Source organism: Desemzia sp. FAM 23989, assembly GCF_045528345.1.
Taxonomy (GTDB): domain Bacteria; phylum Bacillota; class Bacilli; order Lactobacillales; family Carnobacteriaceae; genus Desemzia.
Genome location: NZ_JBGQQT010000005.1, coordinates 44,812 through 62,243, shown reverse-complemented (window position 1 = coordinate 62,243; position 17,432 = coordinate 44,812). Strand labels below are relative to the sequence as shown.

Here is a 17,432-nt window from a genome sequence, read left to right as displayed (position 1 = left end):
CTTTTTTCTGTTACCCAATCAAAATTTTTGTTTCTGCATAACGGTAATTTTTTTGTTTTTTGTTTCTTCTACCCAAACTCAAAAATATGGTGATAGGGCCAATTCTGCCAATAAACATTAAAATCATGATCACTACTTGACTAACTGTAGATAACTGGGGCGTCAAGTTATCTACAGTTAGTCCGATCGTTGTTAAAGCAGAAGCCGTTTCAAAAATCAAATGAAAGGGTCTCTGATCTTGCTCAAATAACAACAATAAACCTGTCCCTACCATAAAACAAACAAAAAAGGTGACCAATACTACCAAAGCTCTTCGCACAATTTCAGTTGGAATCGTGTGGTAAGCGTAATTGATGTGTTTTTGTCCTTTGATTTCGTTGTACATCAATAAAACAACTAAAGCTACCGTAGTTGTCTTCAGACCTCCAGCAGTCCCACCTGGAGATCCTCCGATGAAGCTGATGACAACAAAAAAGAAGTTGGTAAAATTTTTAAAGTCCAAAAAATTTACTGTAGTGAATCCAGCGGTTCTAAAAGTAGTGGATTGAAATACTGCTGCCAAGATCTTTTCTCCGACAGAAAAATCTCCAATACTAGAAGGATTGTTCCATTCAACAATTAAAAACAGCATAATTCCAAAGAGCAATAAGAAAACAGAAATATTTATAGCTAGACGAGTGTGCACTTGCAGACGTTGGTAATTTCTCTTTAAATTGCGGCTACCTGTTTTCTTAAAAATCGATTGTACATTTTGCGTGATATCAAACCAGACAGAAAAACCGATCCCTCCTAAAACAATCAACACCATCATAACAATATTGACCACAGGGTCGTGAACGTAATGTTGCAAACTATTTCCTCTCAGCGTATCAAATCCAGCGTTGCAAAAACCCGAAACAGCCAGAAAAAGCGCATGGAAGAAACCGTTCTTCGTTCCGTATTCGGGGATAAGTCTAACTGCCAAAAATATAAATGCTGTTCCTTCAATAACAGCCGTATACTTGATAATAGAGGTCAGGTAATTCTTAAAATCCCCTAATTTATCGCGGTTTAGAGCTTCACTAACCGCAATCTTGTCTTTAAAGCTTATTTTTTTACCTACACCGACTATAAACGCAGCGAGAATCGTCATTAAGCCTAACCCGCCAATTTGCATCAAAAGAATGCAAACTACTTTACCGAATAAACTGTAAGTAGTGATAAGAGGTGTCGTCAATAAACCTGTCACACAGACCATAGAAACTGATGTGAACAGATGCTGAAAGTACCCTGCCTCTGAAACTGCAGATTGGCTGACGGGCAGACTCAGAAATAGAGATCCGATAAAAATAATCATTAAAAAACTGAAAGTAATTTTTTTAGATGGTGATAAATGTCGTATTTTATCTCCAATCATAAAAGGTTGGATTCCTCCTTCGTAAATTTTTCTCCTCTTTTTTCATAAAAACATGATAAGCCAAGAACGGCAGTTACGTCCACCGCTTTTGACTGATCATGTATTTGTTATTATCTAGTCCTCGTTGTCAGCCACTATTTCGGCACATATTTGGTGACTCATAAAAGAAGATTCCAGACTTACAGGATTATCTCCAGTTTTCACAGCTTCAATGAACTGATGGATCAAAGGAGCAAATCCTCTCTTTTCAAGAGTGTGGTCCCAGTCTCCGAATGCTCTTGTCTCTTGTTCTCCATAAGAATCGCTTTCGTAATCGGACAAGTTCGTTACGCGATGCGTTCCTTCAGGAGACTGTACTTCAGCTACTTCCAGATTAGCTCCAGCTTTATAGTTCATTGAAACGATACACATCGTTTGATCCGTTTCCAACTGCACGACACAGTTTTCCAATTGTCCGTCCGTTTCGGTAATAGTATGTGACATTTCTACTACCTCATCATCCAATAAGTACAAGGCTGTATCAATGACGTGAATAAACATATCAAAAATACCAAACTGTACTGTTCCAGAACCATTAGGCTTGTTTTTTTGAACGAAAATCATATTTTTATGCGGAACTTTTTTTAGTTCTTGAATCATTGGTGCAAAGCGGCGATTAAATCCGGTAGTCAATACCAGTTGTTTGTCTTCAGCTAAAGCTAGCAAGGATTCTACCTCTTCCAGGTCTTCACTGATTGGTTTATCTACATACACATGAATACCATTTTCTAAAAATTGTTTGATAAATACTGCATGCGTATGGGTTGCCGTATGGATGAATACTCCTTCCACTCCGCTTTCAATCATAGATTCGATTGTTGGATGCAGATTTTTTACTCGGTATTGTTTGCCGATTTTGGCCAATTTCTCTTGATTCCGTGTGTAAAAGTGCCACTCGACTTCTTCACTCATGGACATCATAATTGGCAAATACGCTTTTTGAGAGATGCCGCCTAAACCTACTACTCCTATTTTCACTACTTTTCCTCATTTCACTAGTTTAATGGAATTTCTTGCTGAACAACTAAGCTCTACTGCTTCAAGTTTTTTTTCGTTTACTGTACAATAATAGTACCATGTTACACTAAAGGAGCAAACTAATAAATGAAACTAATTTCTTGGAACGTCAACGGATTACGCGCTATTGTCAAAAAAGGTTTCTTAGATATTTTTACAGAATTAGATGCTGATTTTTTCTGCCTTCAGGAGACCAAACTTCAAGAAGGTCAAATCGATCTGGATATCCCTGGATACTACTCTTTTTGGAATTATGCCGAAAAGAAAGGCTACTCGGGTACCGCTATTTTTACTAAACATGAGCCTATATCGGCAGCTTATGGAATCGGTATTTCTGAACACGATACAGAAGGAAGAGTAATCACTTTAGAGTACGACGATTATTATGTGGTTACTTGTTACACTCCTAATTCTCAATCCGAGTTGAAACGACTAGACTATCGTGTACGTTGGGAACAAGATTTTTTAGCTTATTTAACTGAATTAGATATCCGAAAACCAGTTATTCTTTGTGGAGATCTAAACGTTGCCCATAAAGACATTGATTTAAAAAATCCGCAACGCAACCGCGGCAACGCTGGCTTTTCTGATGAAGAAAGAGCTCAATTTGAGGCTCTTTTAAGCAATGGATTTGTCGATACTTACCGCTATTTCTATCCTGAAACAGAAGGAAGCTACACTTGGTGGAACTACCGGTTCAATGCCCGCAAAAACAATGCCGGTTGGCGCATCGATTATTTCTGTGTTTCACAAAAATTGATTCCATTTCTAGAAGATGCGAAAATACACAACACTATCTTGGGTTCAGATCATTGCCCAGTAGAACTGACTCTTAAAGATACCCTAGCTAAAGCTATTTAAAAGGCTCTTCATCTTCTAACGTTGGTAAAGAAATTTCCTCCGGCCTATGGGGTTGCTTATGGAAGGCCATGGGAACGCCCTTGAGCCGAAAACCGCGTCTCAAGACTTACAAGCATCAAATGTTGTAAAACCATTTAAAAAAGAATGGGTCGTCTTAAATGGACGGTCCATTCTTTTTATATCGCTTACCCTTTATTTTTGTTTTGCAAATCAACGACTGTGTAACTCCGTTTGTCGTATCTATTTCTACTCCGGGAATATTCAAAAGGTGTCCCATCTTCTAAATGGACAACTTGCTCTACTTCCAAAACTGGATCATCGACAGCACAGCCTAAATATTTCTGATCGTATTTGGAAGACTTCGCTGCGTGAATCTTTCGGTAAGCTCCTCCGAATTGCAACCCTAATTCATTATGAATATATTGATAAATAGAGGAGTTTAAGGCTTCTTCGCTTAACCCCGGTATCAAATTCGCATTCATAAACGTATGCTCAATAATATACGGCTCTCCGTCTACAATACGCAAGCGGATAATTTTATATACCGGAACATGTTTATCCAGCATCAGCGTCTCTCGTATCTCTTCTTCAGGAAATTCTACCGAAAAGGAAATAATTTCTCCTTTAACTTCATGACCAACCAATTGTTTGGTCAATCCTTCATATTCCATTGCGTTAGCATTTAGGCCATTTTTTAGAGCCGTTTTCTTCACATAAGTTCCTGATCCGCGTTTCCGAAAAATCAATCCTTCTAATGCCAAAACGTCCATGGCTTTTTTTACGGTCATTCTGCTTACACCAAATTCTTTTGCCAAAGAAATTTGATCAGGGATCAGAGAATCCACTGGATAGAATTCTTCTTGAATACGTTGTCTAATTTTATTCGCTATCATTTCATATTTGATCATGTTCTTCCCTCCGGTGGTTTATACTCTCCCCTAGCATACTCCATCTTAAAGAAAAAGACTAGTTTTTTGTATAAAAAAACTAGTCTTTTCAACATTATTTTATTCTGCTGTACTTAAATCGACTGATTTAAGGTTTGTTTTATCAACAACTTTCAAGAATGGATACCAGATAACACCAATAATTGCCATATCAATCAATTGTAATACCCCACCCATTGGAGAGTTCGTAGCTAACATACCGTTAAAGAATACTGGTACTGTCCACGGCACTGATACCCCGGTCGGAGTTGGGAAAATGCCTAAATCCATAACTACATAGTTTAGAGCAGTTGTTACTAATGGAGCTAAGATCCATGGAATGAAGATAGCTGCATTCAATACAAGCGGCATACCGAAGATAACTGGTTCGTTAACATTAAAGATACCAGGAGCCTATGCTAAACGACCAACATCTTTCATTTGGCGACTCTTCATCACAAATGCCATAAGGATAACAACAATCAACGTGCTACCAGATCCACCCATACCAACTGTATACATTTCCATAAATGGTTTTGTAACGATATTTGGCAATGCTTCTCCAGCTTCAAAGTGTTCTAAGTTATCCAACATTAATGTATTCCAGATTGGATCCATTACTGAGTTGACAATGATTTGTCCATGTAATCCAAAGAACCATAATAATTGAACAAAGAATACAGCAATCAACGTTGCTGGCAATCCACTACCTAAACCAGTTAACGGCTCTTGAATAACATTGTATACAAAATCATGTAAGTTTGTATTAAATGCGCCAGTTACGATGGCGTTTACAATTGTGAAAATACCTAATGTAATAATTGCAGGAATCATCGCTGCAAATGATTTAGAAACTGCTGTTGGAACGCCATCCGGCATTTTGATAACAATTCCTTTTTTGATTATTCTGCAGTAGATTTCAGCTGCAAGAAATGATGCTATCATCCCAACAAACATCCCTTTAGCGCCTAAGCGATCTAAAGTTAACACACCGCTTACTACCTCACCAGATTCAAGAGTAGTCACAAACGGAGTTAAAATCAAGTAGGATGCAAGAGATACGGCTCCACCAAACACTGGATCCACATCGTGTGTTTTAGATAAATAATACCCGATACCAAATGTTACAAAGATAGTCATGATAGACATGGTAGCATTTTGTCCATTACCAAATAATGTTCCTAATGTACCTTTCACATCATCACTGAAAAACGGTAAATTATTGATAACTACTACTAATGAACCAAACATGGTGATTGGGAAAGCCAACATAAAAGCATCTCGCAAGACTAGCAAGTATTTGTTTTGTCCTAACTTTCCTGCAATCGGTAACAATTTTTCACTTAATTTGTCAATAAAGCCATTCATAAGTAAAATACCTCTTTTCTTTTTTTAAAATGTAATAAATTATAGCAAACGTTTACAAACCAAAGTATACCATTTCTACATAAAATGTCTAGTCTTTTTAAAAATAAGTTCAGCTTTTACTCCGAATTCATATTCTGTTCACAATTGTGAATTCATTTTGATGAAAAAAGTACACTTGCATAGTAAAAATACAAGTGTACTTAAGTAACATTGAATTAGTCTTCAAAACCATTATTTTTAGAAACTTCATTAAACCAGCGACCACTTTTCTTGATCGTCCGTTTGTGCTCATTGTCTAAGTCAACTGCAATAAATCCATAACGGTTTTTATAAGCGTTTGTCCAAGACCAGTTGTCCATACATGTCCACATGTGGTATCCGCGCACATTGCTTCCTTCTTGGATGGCTTGGTGTACATATTTCAAGTGATCTTGCACGAATTCGATACGGTAGTCGTCTTCCACAATCCCTTTTTCATTGACGTAACGTTCTTCGCCTTCTACACCCATTCCATTTTCAGAAATAAAGCATTTGATGTTGTCGTAGTTTTCACGTAAATTCGTTAAAATATCGTACACGCCTTTTTCGTAGATTTCCCATCCACGATAAGGGTTCATTTTACGTCCTGGCATTTCATAGTTGTCAAAGTAGTCATCCGGCATTGGACCATCCGCTAACCTCGTAGTCGATTCTTTCGCTTTGATGCGACGAGGTTGGTAGTAGTTTACACCTAATAAGTCGACTGTATTTTCTTTAATCGTGTCTAAGTCGCCTTCTTCAATAATCGGCAAAATATCGATTTCCTTCAATATTTCTACTAAATCGCTTGGGAATTCACCTTTTACAGCAGAATCTAAGAAAGAACGATTGAAAAATGCGTCCGCTGCTTTTGCTGCTTTCACATCTTCGGGATTACTTTCATCACGTGGGTAACTTGGCGTCAAGTTTAGGATGATTCCGATTTCTCCCCCTAGATTCATTCCATGATAAGCTTTAATGGCTTTAGCACTGGCTAGTACTTCATGGTAAGCTACTTGTGCAGCTTTTTTCATATCTACTATAGCTGGGTAATGGAATTGATATAAGTAGCCTCCCTCAACAGGAACGATCGGCTCATTATGTGTAAACCATTTTTTAACACGGTCTCCAAATAATTCAAAACATGTTTTAGCAAACACTACATAAGCTTCTACTGTTTCACGATTTTCCCAGCCGCCTTTTTCTTGCATTTTCATCGGCATATCAAAGTGATATAAATTGATGAACGGTTCAATATCATTAGCGATCAATTCATCAATTACTCTATTGTAGAAATCGACTGCTTTCTCATTGACTTCCCCTACGCCATTTGGAATCAAACGACTCCATTGGATAGAAGTACGGAATGTATTGTGTCCAGTTTCTTTCATTAATTGAATATCTTCTTTATACTTTTCATAGAATACAGAAGTTTTTTCAGGTCCTACTTGGTTGAAAAATAATTCTGGGCTTTCTTTGTACCAGTAATCCCAAATACTGTCCCCTTTGTTATCGCCTTCAAAAACGCCTTCTGTTTGTGGTCCGCTAGCTGCTGATCCCCACCAAAAATTCTTTGGAAATTCATATTTCATAGCTTTCTTCTCCTTTTTAAATGACTATACTTTTATTTTATAACTTTATACTTTTAAGGATAACAAAAAAAAGAGCATTTGTCTGCAAAATAAGCAAACTTTTTTAAATCGTTTTCATTTATTGTTCTTTATTATTCTTAATAAAAACAATAAAAAAGTTCCATTCTTTTTGTTGCGCCAGTTTTCGTTATACGATATACTTGATTATGATGAAATCGAATAGTTTCCAATAAGGGAGTAACTGGCAGCTGAAGCTGTGGCAACGTCACCAGCAAGTAGATGTAACGGTCTACTGGTGTTGTCTTAAATAGTGAGACTTATGCAGTTGTTGAACCATAAACAATTCCGCATAAGTCTCTTTTTTTGTCGATTTTATTATGAATACTGTTTAAGGAGGAATTGAATTAAGAGATAGCACATTTTAATCCAGCTGATCAGCTGCCAAAATAAAATACAAGGCATTTTGACAGTTAAATACAAGTTCTGTTTCTTGTGAAAAAACAGCTAGAATAGTATGTTAGATGTAAGTTATTTATTACTACTATCTCTTTAGTAGTTAGGTTTTCCTCTGCAATTCAACAACGTACTAATTTGACAAAAAGAAAGGGTGTATAATTTGGAAAACTATCAAAAAGATATGGACCAGATCTATCAAGATTTTGAAGCTTCAAGAGAAGGCTTATCAGACGCAGAAGTTAAACGTAGACAAGAACGCGATGGTCTAAACGAATTAAAACAAAAGAAAAGAGATTCCGTTTTAAAGCTATTTTTAGAAACATTTAAAGATGCAATGGTTGTTGTGCTGTTGATTGTAGCTATTATTCAAATGTTGCTGGGTGAAGTAACTGAGTCTCTAATCATATTTGCGGTATTGATGATCAACTCTGTTTTAAGTGTTGTCCAAACCAGAAAAGCTGAAGGTTCATTAGATGCTCTGAAAAATATGTCGGCTCCTTCTGCGAAAGTATTGCGTAACGGTGGAAAAGCCACTGTTGAAGCAAGAGATTTGGTTGTTGGCGACATTGTGAGTTTAGACGCTGGGGATTATGTTCCTGCAGACGGACGATTGATCGAAGCCGGTTCATTGCAAATCGAAGAAGGTATGTTGACAGGTGAATCTGTTGCCTCTGAAAAGAACACTGATTCCCTAAGCGGAGACGTTCCTCTAGGTGACCGTTCTAATATGGTCTTCAGTGGAACCTTAACTACTTATGGACGTGGATTATTTGTAGTTACAGGAACTGGTAACAACACTGAAATGGGTAAAGTTGCTAGCTTGATCGATGACGCTTCCTCAAAACAGACTCCATTGCAAAAGAAATTAGATGTATTTAGTAAAAAATTGGGTATCGGAATCTTACTATTAAGTATTTTGATCTTTGCTATCCAAGCTGCTCGTATTTTCTTTGGTGATGTGACAGATGTTCAAACCGAACTGCTGAATGCGTTTATGTTTGCTGTAGCCGTTGCCGTTGCTGCTATCCCTGAGGCATTGCAATCTATTGTAACGATCGTATTGTCTGTCGGAACAAATAAAATGGCGAAGAAACACGCTATCATCCGTAAATTACCGGCTGTTGAAACTTTAGGCTCAACAAGTATCATTTGTACGGATAAAACAGGTACATTGACTCAAAATAAAATGACTATCGTAGATTATTTCTTGCCAAATGGACAATCTGGAGAATTCAGTACAACTCCTGATTCTTGGACAGCCGATGAAAAACGCTTGATGGAAATCGCTGTTCTAGCCAATGATTCTAATATTAATGAAGAAGGTCAAGAACTTGGAGATCCTACTGAAGTGGCTATGATCGCATACAGCAATAAATTAAACAAATCGTATGAAGATCTTCGTCGTCAATACCCACGTGAAGCTGAATTGCCATTTGATTCTGACCGTAAATTGATGTCAACCGTCAACACTATCGACGGAGAACGTTTAATGTTGACAAAAGGTGGTCCAGACGTAGTATTTGGCCGCAGTACTAAAATGATGTTGGATGGCGAAGTCGTTGAATTGACTGACGAACGTCTGAAAGCATTGCAAACTCAAAATGAAGCCTTCTCAGATCGTGCATTACGCGTGTTGGCATTTGCTTACAAACCCCTTCCAGAAGGGAATGAAATCAGTTTTGACGACGAGAATGATTTGATTTTAGCTGGTTTAATGGCTATGATCGACCCTCCTCGTGAAGCTGTTTATGGAGCTATTGAAGAAGCTAAGAGCGCCGGAATTAAAACGGTTATGATTACTGGTGACCACAAAACGACAGCTCGTGCCATTGCTCGTGATATTGGTATCTTTGCAGAAGGCGACTTGGCCTTAACAGGACAAGAGTTAGATGCTTTAAGCGAAGAAGAATTGCATGAAAAATTAGAACACATTTCTGTCTACGCTCGTGTTTCACCTGAAAACAAAATCCGTATCGTTCGTGCATGGCAAGACAGAGACAAAGTTTCCGCTATGACAGGTGATGGAGTTAACGACGCTCCTGCTTTAAAACAAGCGGACATTGGTATTGCAATGGGTAGTGGTACTGACGTTGCCAAAGACTCTGCTGCTATGGTATTGACAGATGATAACTTTGTTTCTATCGTGAGTGCTGTTGAAGTTGGTCGTAACGTTTATGACAACATCAAAAAATCGATTGCTTACCTATTCTCAGGTAACTTAGGAGCAATCATCGCGATCATCGCTGCTTTATTAATGAACTGGGTCAGCCCGTTTACAGCATTACAACTACTGTTTATCAACTTAGTCAATGACTCTATTCCTGCTATCGCTTTAGGTATGGAACCTGGTGAGCCAAATGTGATGAATCGTAAACCTCGCGATCCAAATGAGGGTATTTTTGCTGGCGGTACGTTTACTTCTGTAGTCTTCCGTGGAATTTTGATCGGTATTGCCGTTATCATTTCTCAATACATTGGATTAGGTTATTCAGATGAAATGAGTGTTGCAATGGCATTTACGACATTGATCCTAGCTCGTACGTTACAAGTGTTCCCTGCTCGTTCAAATACTCAAACATCCATCGGTGCTGGCTTCTTCTCTAATATGTATGCTATTTACGCATTTATCTTCTGTATGGCATTGTATGGTATCACTATGTTGCCTGGTGTTCGTTCAGTATTTGATGTTCCAGCTGACTTTGGTTTAGAACAATGGGGAATTGCTGCAGGTTTAGCTTTAGCTGCCGTTATCCTTATGGAACTAAAAAAAGTTTTCTTTCCAAGTAAAAATGACTAATTATTAATCTTGTTTAAAACAACAATAGAGGCTTACTCCTACTGGAGTAAGCCTCTATTGTTGTTTTAATGGTTAACTGTTTACTTCTTCTGCTACTGCTGGATGATTACTTTTCATCAATTCATCTACATAACCAACTGTTTCTGGCTGATTTCCTTCTATTTCCTTGATTTTATCCGCAAATTGCGGCAAGTGATCCTTATGGGCGTACAGTAATTCATCTAAAATTGTTTTAGCTAACTTACCGCCAGGAACAAGAGGATTGACTGTAAAGGCCTGTAGTGCAGCACCATAATCTCCGTCAACTGCTGCTCGAATAACGGTTTCTTCCATTCCTTTCATATTTTGGATGATTCCTCTAGCTGCTCCAGATGGGAATGCACCCCAATTGTAAGGTTCGACTCCATGCGCAGTGACCACACCTGACACTTCTACAATACTGTCATACGGCAAGTCAGTGATCGTGCCATTATTTTGAGTAGACACTACCATGGTAGTTTGTTTATCATTTTGAATAGAAGCAATAATCTCACAGGCTGCATCACTATAATGTGTGCCTCCTCGTTGAGACAACTCTTCTGGTTTATAGTCTAATGCAGGATCTTTGTATAGTTCAAACAGACGTTTCTCTGTTTCTTTGACTACTTGAGCTCTTGTTTCGCCTCTTTCAAATTCTTCAATAGAGTGTTGCAGCATTTCATCTTCAATATAGTAATAACGATGATACCCACAAGGCAGCATACCTAAATCTTTGATCTGCTCATAATGGAAAGAAGCACTATGAATATTTTTTAAGTGGTTGTCTTCTTCATTTTGTGAAGGTCCATATAAAATGTCGATCAATTCTGCTGTTCTTTCTTTTCCGGTTTTATCCCATACCCGGTGCCAATGGAAATGATTGATTCCAGCAAATTTAAAGAACAATTCATTTTCAGGAATGCCCAATTTTTCAGATGCAGATGAACAATGGCCAATTGGCACATTACATAGTCCAACTGTTCGTTCCCATCCTCCTACTTTGATTGCTGCTTCAGTGACCATTCCTGCAGGATTGGTAAAGTTTACAAGCCATGCATCTGGACATTGTTCTTTCATATCTTCGATAATCTCTAAAATAACCGGAATTGTACGGAAAGCTTTCAGCATTCCACCAGCACCATTTGTTTCCTGTCCTAAAACCCCATGTGATAAAGGAATACGTTCATCTTTGACACGAGCGTCTAACAATCCCACTCTAAACTGAGTCGTCACAAAATCTGCATCTTTCAAAGCTGTTTTACGGTCTAAAGTTAATTCAACGTTCCAGTCTAAACCTGCTGCTTTGACCATCCGTTTAGCCATTTCTCCAACAATCTCCAGCTTTTCTTTACCTTCTTCGATATCTACTAAAACAATATCTTTAATCGGCAGCTGGTCTTTGCGCTTAATGTATCCTTCAATCAATTCTGGTGTGTAACTTGAACCTCCACCAATCGTAACAATTTTTAAAGCTTCTTTAGTCATTGTTATCCTCCTTGGAAAGCGTTTTCTTTTTAAGTACAATTTCACTATAAGATGTGTAATCCATTACAGTCAAGCTTAATTTGAAAAAACCTTTATTACAGAACAAAAAGACTTAACTGTCAGTTGACAAGTGTTATTAACTGAATAAGTTTGCTCAATTGGATAAAATAAAGGTGTCTTACCTTTTTTGTCTTAATACTACTTGATAGCATTTTTGATCCTTAAGGAGGAAATCGACAATGGATTTAAATCTGTATTACGGAAAAGACTATAAGTCTATCCCTATGACTTCTATAAAAAGAAGTCATGGAAAAGAATTGACACCTGATGTCTACGTTTATACTGTCCAGTTTGTTAACCTTTATCTGATTGGAGATATTGTCAGCGACGATTTTGTTATCGTTGATGCCGGCACACCTAATAAAGCTGATGATATTATCTCAGCTGTAGAGGAACGTTTTGGGAGAAATAGTACTCCCAAGGCTATTATTTTGACGCATGGCCACTTCGATCATGTAGGTTCTGTGATCGAACTAGTTCATCACTGGAACATACCTGTTTACGCTCATAAAATGGAACTTCCTTTTTAACAGGGAAAAAAAGCTATGCTAAAGGAGATTCTACTGTCGAAGGTGGATTGATTGCTAAGATGTCTGGAGCTTTCCCTATAGAACCAATCAATTTAGGCTCTCATATCCATCCTTTACCAGAAGATGGAACAGTACCTTATTTATCTGATTTCAAATGGATCCATGTTCCAGGTCATACAGAAGGCCAAATAGCTTTGTTCAGAGATAAAGATCGGCTACTGATCGCGGCAGATGCATTTGTGACTACTAAACAAGACTCTCTCTATCATGTAGTGACACAGAAAAAAGAATTAAGCGGGCCCCCGAGGTACTTGACACCAGATTGGACAGCCGCTAAGGAATCAGTCCGTAAATTAGCAAGTCTGAACCCTTATATAGCCATAACAGGACACGGTCCATCAATGGAAGGAAGCGAGTTAAAAAAGGATTTAAATAAATTAGCAGACAACTTTGATGAAGCGGCTGTTCCCAACTATGGTAAATTTGTAGATGACTCTTCTGAAAGCCAAATCTAAATACCTAAAAAAACGATTCCTTCTATAACAACTGTAGAAGGAATCGTTTTTTCTTTTAGTGTATTCTTTAAACAGATGGTGTTCCAGTTGGAGCATCTGTATCAGTTGTTTGAGCTTCCAAGATTTCTTCTTCTGTTTTACCTTGTTCTAGCATATAAGCTTTTTGGTCTACTAGTTTGAAGAATGGATAGTAAACTAATCCGCCTAAGAAAATTTGGAAAACTTGCAGCAATGCACCTGTCCATCCACTAACTAAGAACCCTGAAAAGATTGGTGGAGTTGTCCAAGGGATGTTGACACCATTGGCTACGTTCACTAATCCTGTTGACATAGCTGCATAAGCAACGATTGCCATAATAATTGGATTAATAATAAATGGAATCAACATAATCGGGTTCAATACAATTGGAATACCAAAAATCAATGGTTCATTAATATTGAACATTCCAGGACCGATGGCTAATTTTCCTAAAGTCTTAAATTGTTTGGATTTTGCAAAGAATAGCGCACATAAGGCTAACCCTAAAGTACTGCCGGCTCCGCCTAGTTTGATAAAATTATCATAGAACTGAGAGTTGATAATGTTTGGCAAAGCTTGTCCTGCTGCAAAAGCTTCCGCATTACCAGCCGTTAAGGACAGCCAGATCGGTGACATAACTCCTGATACGATTTGAGATCCATGAATCCCAAAAGACCAGAGAATTGCTTCAAACAACAGCACAATGATCATTGCAGGCAAAGACCCGCCTAAAGCTAACAATGGTGTTTGCAACACTTCAAAAATGAAATTGTGAGCTGTTTCAAAAGAAGTCATTGCAAACAACATTCTGATAACATTAAAGGAAAGAATAACAAAAAGTCCAGGAATCAAAGATGAAAATGAACGTGCTACATTGCTGGGTACAGATTCAGGCATTTTAATGACCCATCCGCGTTGTACAACAGCTCTCATAATCTCAGTAGCTAAAATAGCTGTAATCATCCCTACAAATAAACCACTTGCGCTTAAGTTAGCAGATGGAATACCTGTAGCTCCTTCGGCTGTAATCAAACTTGGAGTCAAAATCAAGAAAGATACGATAGACAATACGATTGCTGCTACATCATCGACTTTATAATGACTAGATAATGATTTTGAAATACCGATAATAACAAAAGGCGTCATAATATTCATGGTCATATTATAAGGAACCATAAAGAATTCAGACCAGTTAGCCCCAAAAATGCCAGCCATAAAATCTGCATAGCCATTAATGGGAAGATTGGCTAACAGCAAAAAGATCGAACCAATGATCAAAATAGACATTGCTGCAAAAAAACCACTTTTTATAGCGGTTAAATACCGATTTGAATCTAATTTGTAAGCAAGTGGGGCCATTTATTCTTGTAAAAAGTCCAAAAATTTATCCATTTGTATTTCCTCCTCTGAACGGAATGTGTACTCACAACTAAATCCTAAAGAGTAAAAACTGATAAAAATAATAGGGCCTGCAGTATTTCAGGTGCGCTTTTGCTCCTCCTTTCTTTTTTGTAAGCGCTTACTTTAGTATCTGATTTTATTTTAATCTATGTTGCTCACCTAAGCAAGTCTTTTTTTTTAATCTGTTACTTTAATTTTTAATCTTTTATTACGTTTTGCTGAAATACTTGTGTGTTTTCATTAAATCTGTTTATAATGAAAGACAGTGAAAAATTGTACTACCTAAAGGAGAGAAAGGCAATTGAAAAATGAGGCAAACTCATCGAAAGATTGGTTTATCAGATTGTTAAAAGGAGCTGCAGTAGGAATCGGCGGTATATTACCCGGTTTATCAGGCGGTGTCTTAGCTGTTATCTTTGGACTTTATGATGAAATCATTTCATTTTTAGGCAATATCACTAAAAATTTCTTGCAAAATGTTCGTTACTTTTTACCGGTTGGTATCGGCGGCATTATTGGTGTAGTCATCTTTTCTGCATTTGTTGAAAAAGCTTTTGGCCAATATGAAGCTATGTTTACTTGCTTGTTCATTGGTTTTGTTGTAGGAACTTTCCCCTCTTTATGGAAAACTGCCGGTGAAAAAGGTCGCAATACTGTAGATATCAGCATTCTTGTGATCAGCGCTGTTGGATTGACTCTATTGATGGTGATTGGCGGACAGTCACTGACACAATTAGCTCCCGGCTTTTTAACTTGGGTGTTCTCTGGGGCCTTGATCGGTCTAGGAGTAATCGTTCCCGGAATGAGTCCAAGCAACTTCCTTATTTACTTTGGTTTGTATGAAAAAATGTCTGCAGGAATCAGTTCATTTGATTTTAGTGTGATTATTCCCTTAGTTATCGGCGGCCTGCTGTGCGTATTATTGTTGGCTAAATTAGCAGACTGGTTATTTACTCGCTTCTACTCAAAAATGTATCATTTCATTTTAGGAATGGTGATTGGTTCATCTCTAGCTATTTTCCCAACTGTTATCCTCCCAGCATTCTCATCTGAAGGATTAGCAGCATCTGGATTATCCTTTACGTTGACTTTGGTGTTCTCTCTCATTATGTTTGTGATAGGTGTGATTTTCTCTTACTGGTTCAGTGGAATCGAAGAAAAATATTCGAAATAAATAACTGGGCCGTCTCAATTATGATGGCCTTTTTTTGATTGAGTTTGTGCTTCTAGTAAAAAGGAATTTATGAGTGACAGAGGTTCTATCTCTCAATAATTGTTCTTAGCAAATTCTCTATCCACTAACAAAATAAACAGCTGCCCTAAAATCGAGTAATAGTCGATTTTGGGACAGCTTGTTCGTTAATGTCAGCCTAGCTCTTGACCATTTGAAGCAATTACATCTTTGTACCAATAGAAGCTGTCCTTGCGTAAACGAGAGAGATCTTTCAAATCAAAGTCTGAACGATTGACGTACACAAATCCATAACGTTTACGGAAACCTTCATGAGTACTGATCAAATCGATCGCGCTCCATGGACAGTAACCAAATAGCTCAACACCATCTGTAATAGCTAATTGAACTTGTTTGATATGGTCTCGCAAATAATTGATGCGATAAGTATCGTGGACCTTTCCATCTTCTGTCAAAGTGTCTCTTCCGCCTAATCCATTTTCAGTGATGACTAACGGTAACGCGTAACGAGAATAGATTTCATTTGCTGTTGTACGTAAACCTTCTGGATCAATCTCCCAGCCAAATTCAGTTTTGTCAAGTGCACCATGTTCTACTTGGCGGAAGAATCCAGGAATTCCTTGTCCTTTTTGTTGGTCAGCACTTGTAGAATCCGTACTCTCTTCTTGAAGCGGATAATATTCAACAGTTCCTGAACTATAGTAGTTAAAGGCAATAAAATCAGCTAAACCAGATTTTAAAGTTTCTTCATCACCTGGTTCGAATTCTGGAGTTGCATCATTAGCTTCTAAGAAAGACCACGCAACATTATTGTATCTCCCATACACTGCCATATCCAAATACAACCAGTTTCGTAATGCATTAAAGGTTTGAGCAGCTTGAATATCTTTTGGACTGTTTGTTTTAGGATAAATGTAGGAGATATTTGGTGCAGGGCCGATTTTAGCCTCTGGCAGCTTATCGTGGCATTGTTTCATCACACGCGCTTGTGCCAAGAGCATGTGGTGATTTTGTTGATACGTCTCTTTCAAGGTACTGGCGCCTCCACCAACAACCGCACCAGCAGACAGAATCATCATATTTTGTTCATTGATGGTTTGCCATAACTTAATTCGATCTCCAAAACGATCAAATAAAATATCACAGTAGCGTACAAATGCATCGACCGTAGCGCGATTGCTCCAGCCGCCCTTTTCTTCTAATGCAGCAGGCAAATCAAAATGGTATACCGTCACTAAAGGTTCAATATTGTATTTCAGTAATTCATCAATCAGAGTATTATAAAACTGGATACCTTCTTCATTGATTTCCCCATCTCCACTTGGAACGATACGTGTCCAGGCAATAGAAAAACGATACGTTGTAAATCCCATTTCGGCTAACAATGCCACATCTTCTTTATAATGATGATAATGGTCCGCTGCTACTTTGAAATCAGAAGTATCCTCTGGAATAACTTTTATATCTTGAACAGATGGCCCCTTTCCGCCTTCATTCCAGGCGCCTTCAATTTGGTAAGCACTTGTTGATCCACCCCATAAAAAGTCTTTTGGAAATGGTTTTGCTGTTTTCTGTTGCATAAAGTTTCCCTCCTTAAATTATACCGCTTTCATTTATTACTTTACCTTATGTAATGCTTTACATTCAAGCACCGATTTTTATTATTTTCAATAAACAATAGTGTTCGTAAACTGAAATTACCATAGAGTTTGTTTGTAAAAAGAGTTATACTACTAGCAACA

General features: G+C 37.8%; 12 protein-coding genes and 1 pseudogene. 5 read left to right on the top strand and 8 right to left on the bottom strand.

Features of this window, described 5'->3' with window-relative positions:
• Nucleotides 1-10 precede the first annotated feature (10 nt).
• Both ACEN36_RS04515 and ACEN36_RS04510 read right to left on the bottom strand, forming a co-directional pair.
• The gene (locus ACEN36_RS04515; protein ID WP_407126037.1) at nucleotides 11-1,396 is read right to left on the bottom strand and encodes a TrkH family potassium uptake protein; all 1,386 of its coding nucleotides are present in this window, start codon (nucleotides 1,394-1,396) and stop codon (nucleotides 11-13) included.
• A gap of 114 nt (nucleotides 1,397-1,510) precedes the next feature.
• Complete coding sequence (locus ACEN36_RS04510; protein WP_407126036.1) at nucleotides 1,511-2,413, bottom strand: Gfo/Idh/MocA family protein; 903 nt, start codon at nucleotides 2,411-2,413, stop codon at nucleotides 1,511-1,513.
• Nucleotides 2,414-2,539: 126 nt separating this feature from the next.
• On the opposite strand from ACEN36_RS04510, the gene ACEN36_RS04505 reads away from it, so the two are divergent.
• Nucleotides 2,540-3,313: an exodeoxyribonuclease III gene (locus tag ACEN36_RS04505; RefSeq protein WP_407102906.1), complete on the top strand. Its 774-nt coding sequence runs from the start codon at nucleotides 2,540-2,542 to the stop codon at nucleotides 3,311-3,313.
• Nucleotides 3,314-3,498: 185 nt separating this feature from the next.
• Here the strand turns inward: ACEN36_RS04505 and ACEN36_RS04500 are convergent, their stop codons facing one another.
• The 3 genes and pseudogenes from ACEN36_RS04500 to ACEN36_RS04490 all read right to left on the bottom strand — a co-directional run bounded on the left by ACEN36_RS04500 (nucleotide 3,499) and on the right by ACEN36_RS04490 (nucleotide 7,217).
• On the bottom strand, nucleotides 3,499-4,221 hold the full coding sequence (locus ACEN36_RS04500; RefSeq protein ID WP_407097153.1) for a GntR family transcriptional regulator: 723 nt from the start codon (nucleotides 4,219-4,221) through the stop codon (nucleotides 3,499-3,501).
• Between the two features lie 99 nt (nucleotides 4,222-4,320).
• A pseudogene (celB, locus tag ACEN36_RS04495) lies at nucleotides 4,321-5,607 on the bottom strand (PTS cellobiose transporter subunit IIC).
• Nucleotides 5,608-5,822: 215 nt separating this feature from the next.
• Nucleotides 5,823-7,217 carry a glycoside hydrolase family 1 protein gene (locus ACEN36_RS04490; protein ID WP_407126035.1) on the bottom strand — a complete coding sequence of 465 codons (1,395 nt, stop codon included), beginning with the start codon at nucleotides 7,215-7,217 and terminating at the stop codon, nucleotides 5,823-5,825.
• A gap of 637 nt (nucleotides 7,218-7,854) precedes the next feature.
• Between ACEN36_RS04490 and ACEN36_RS04485 the strand changes: the two genes are divergently transcribed.
• Entirely contained in the window at nucleotides 7,855-10,470 is a 2,616-nt protein-coding gene (locus ACEN36_RS04485) for a cation-translocating P-type ATPase (RefSeq protein WP_407097180.1), read from the top strand.
• 72 nt (nucleotides 10,471-10,542) lie between these two features.
• Here ACEN36_RS04485 and ACEN36_RS04480 read toward each other — a convergent pair whose 3' ends face one another.
• Entirely contained in the window at nucleotides 10,543-11,973 is a 1,431-nt protein-coding gene (locus ACEN36_RS04480) for a 6-phospho-beta-glucosidase (RefSeq protein WP_407097150.1), read from the bottom strand.
• A gap of 239 nt (nucleotides 11,974-12,212) precedes the next feature.
• Between ACEN36_RS04480 and ACEN36_RS04475 the strand changes: the two genes are divergently transcribed.
• Both ACEN36_RS04475 and ACEN36_RS04470 read left to right on the top strand, forming a co-directional pair.
• Nucleotides 12,213-12,563 carry an MBL fold metallo-hydrolase gene (locus ACEN36_RS04475; RefSeq protein ID WP_407126034.1) on the top strand — a complete coding sequence of 117 codons (351 nt, stop codon included), beginning with the start codon at nucleotides 12,213-12,215 and terminating at the stop codon, nucleotides 12,561-12,563.
• A 47-nt stretch (nucleotides 12,564-12,610) separates the two neighbouring features.
• Entirely contained in the window at nucleotides 12,611-13,078 is a 468-nt protein-coding gene (locus ACEN36_RS04470; protein WP_407126033.1) for an MBL fold metallo-hydrolase, read from the top strand.
• A gap of 67 nt (nucleotides 13,079-13,145) precedes the next feature.
• On the opposite strand, the gene celB (ACEN36_RS04465) is transcribed toward ACEN36_RS04470, so the two are convergent.
• Nucleotides 13,146-14,456 carry a PTS cellobiose transporter subunit IIC gene (celB, locus tag ACEN36_RS04465; protein ID WP_407126032.1) on the bottom strand — a complete coding sequence of 437 codons (1,311 nt, stop codon included), beginning with the start codon at nucleotides 14,454-14,456 and terminating at the stop codon, nucleotides 13,146-13,148.
• A 343-nt stretch (nucleotides 14,457-14,799) separates the two neighbouring features.
• Here celB (ACEN36_RS04465) and ACEN36_RS04460 point away from each other — a divergent pair, with 343 nt between their 5' ends.
• Nucleotides 14,800-15,672 carry a DUF368 domain-containing protein gene (locus tag ACEN36_RS04460; RefSeq protein WP_407126031.1) on the top strand — a complete coding sequence of 291 codons (873 nt, stop codon included), beginning with the start codon at nucleotides 14,800-14,802 and terminating at the stop codon, nucleotides 15,670-15,672.
• A gap of 191 nt (nucleotides 15,673-15,863) precedes the next feature.
• Here ACEN36_RS04460 and ACEN36_RS04455 read toward each other — a convergent pair whose 3' ends face one another.
• Complete coding sequence (locus ACEN36_RS04455; RefSeq protein WP_407097146.1) at nucleotides 15,864-17,270, bottom strand: glycoside hydrolase family 1 protein; 1,407 nt, start codon at nucleotides 17,268-17,270, stop codon at nucleotides 15,864-15,866.
• Nucleotides 17,271-17,432: the final 162 nt, after the last annotated feature.

What these genes read in the sequence shown, in the direction of transcription:
- ACEN36_RS04515 (WP_407126037.1), bottom strand. Translation starts at nt 1,396, where the DNA reads ATGATTGGAGATAAAATACGACATTTATCACCATCTAAAAAAATTACT.
- ACEN36_RS04485 (WP_407097180.1), top strand. Translation starts at nt 7,855, where the DNA reads ATGGACCAGATCTATCAAGATTTTGAAGCTTCAAGAGAAGGCTTATCA.
- ACEN36_RS04500 (WP_407097153.1), bottom strand. Translation starts at nt 4,221, where the DNA reads ATGATCAAATATGAAATGATAGCGAATAAAATTAGACAACGTATTCAA.
- ACEN36_RS04480 (WP_407097150.1), bottom strand. Translation starts at nt 11,973, where the DNA reads ATGACTAAAGAAGCTTTAAAAATTGTTACGATTGGTGGAGGTTCAAGT.
- ACEN36_RS04505 (WP_407102906.1), top strand. Translation starts at nt 2,540, where the DNA reads ATGAAACTAATTTCTTGGAACGTCAACGGATTACGCGCTATTGTCAAA.
- ACEN36_RS04455 (WP_407097146.1), bottom strand. Translation starts at nt 17,270, where the DNA reads ATGCAACAGAAAACAGCAAAACCATTTCCAAAAGACTTTTTATGGGGT.
- ACEN36_RS04490 (WP_407126035.1), bottom strand. Translation starts at nt 7,217, where the DNA reads ATGAAATATGAATTTCCAAAGAATTTTTGGTGGGGATCAGCAGCTAGC.
- ACEN36_RS04475 (WP_407126034.1), top strand. Translation starts at nt 12,213, where the DNA reads ATGGATTTAAATCTGTATTACGGAAAAGACTATAAGTCTATCCCTATG.
- celB (WP_407126032.1), bottom strand. Translation starts at nt 14,456, where the DNA reads ATGGCCCCACTTGCTTACAAATTAGATTCAAATCGGTATTTAACCGCT.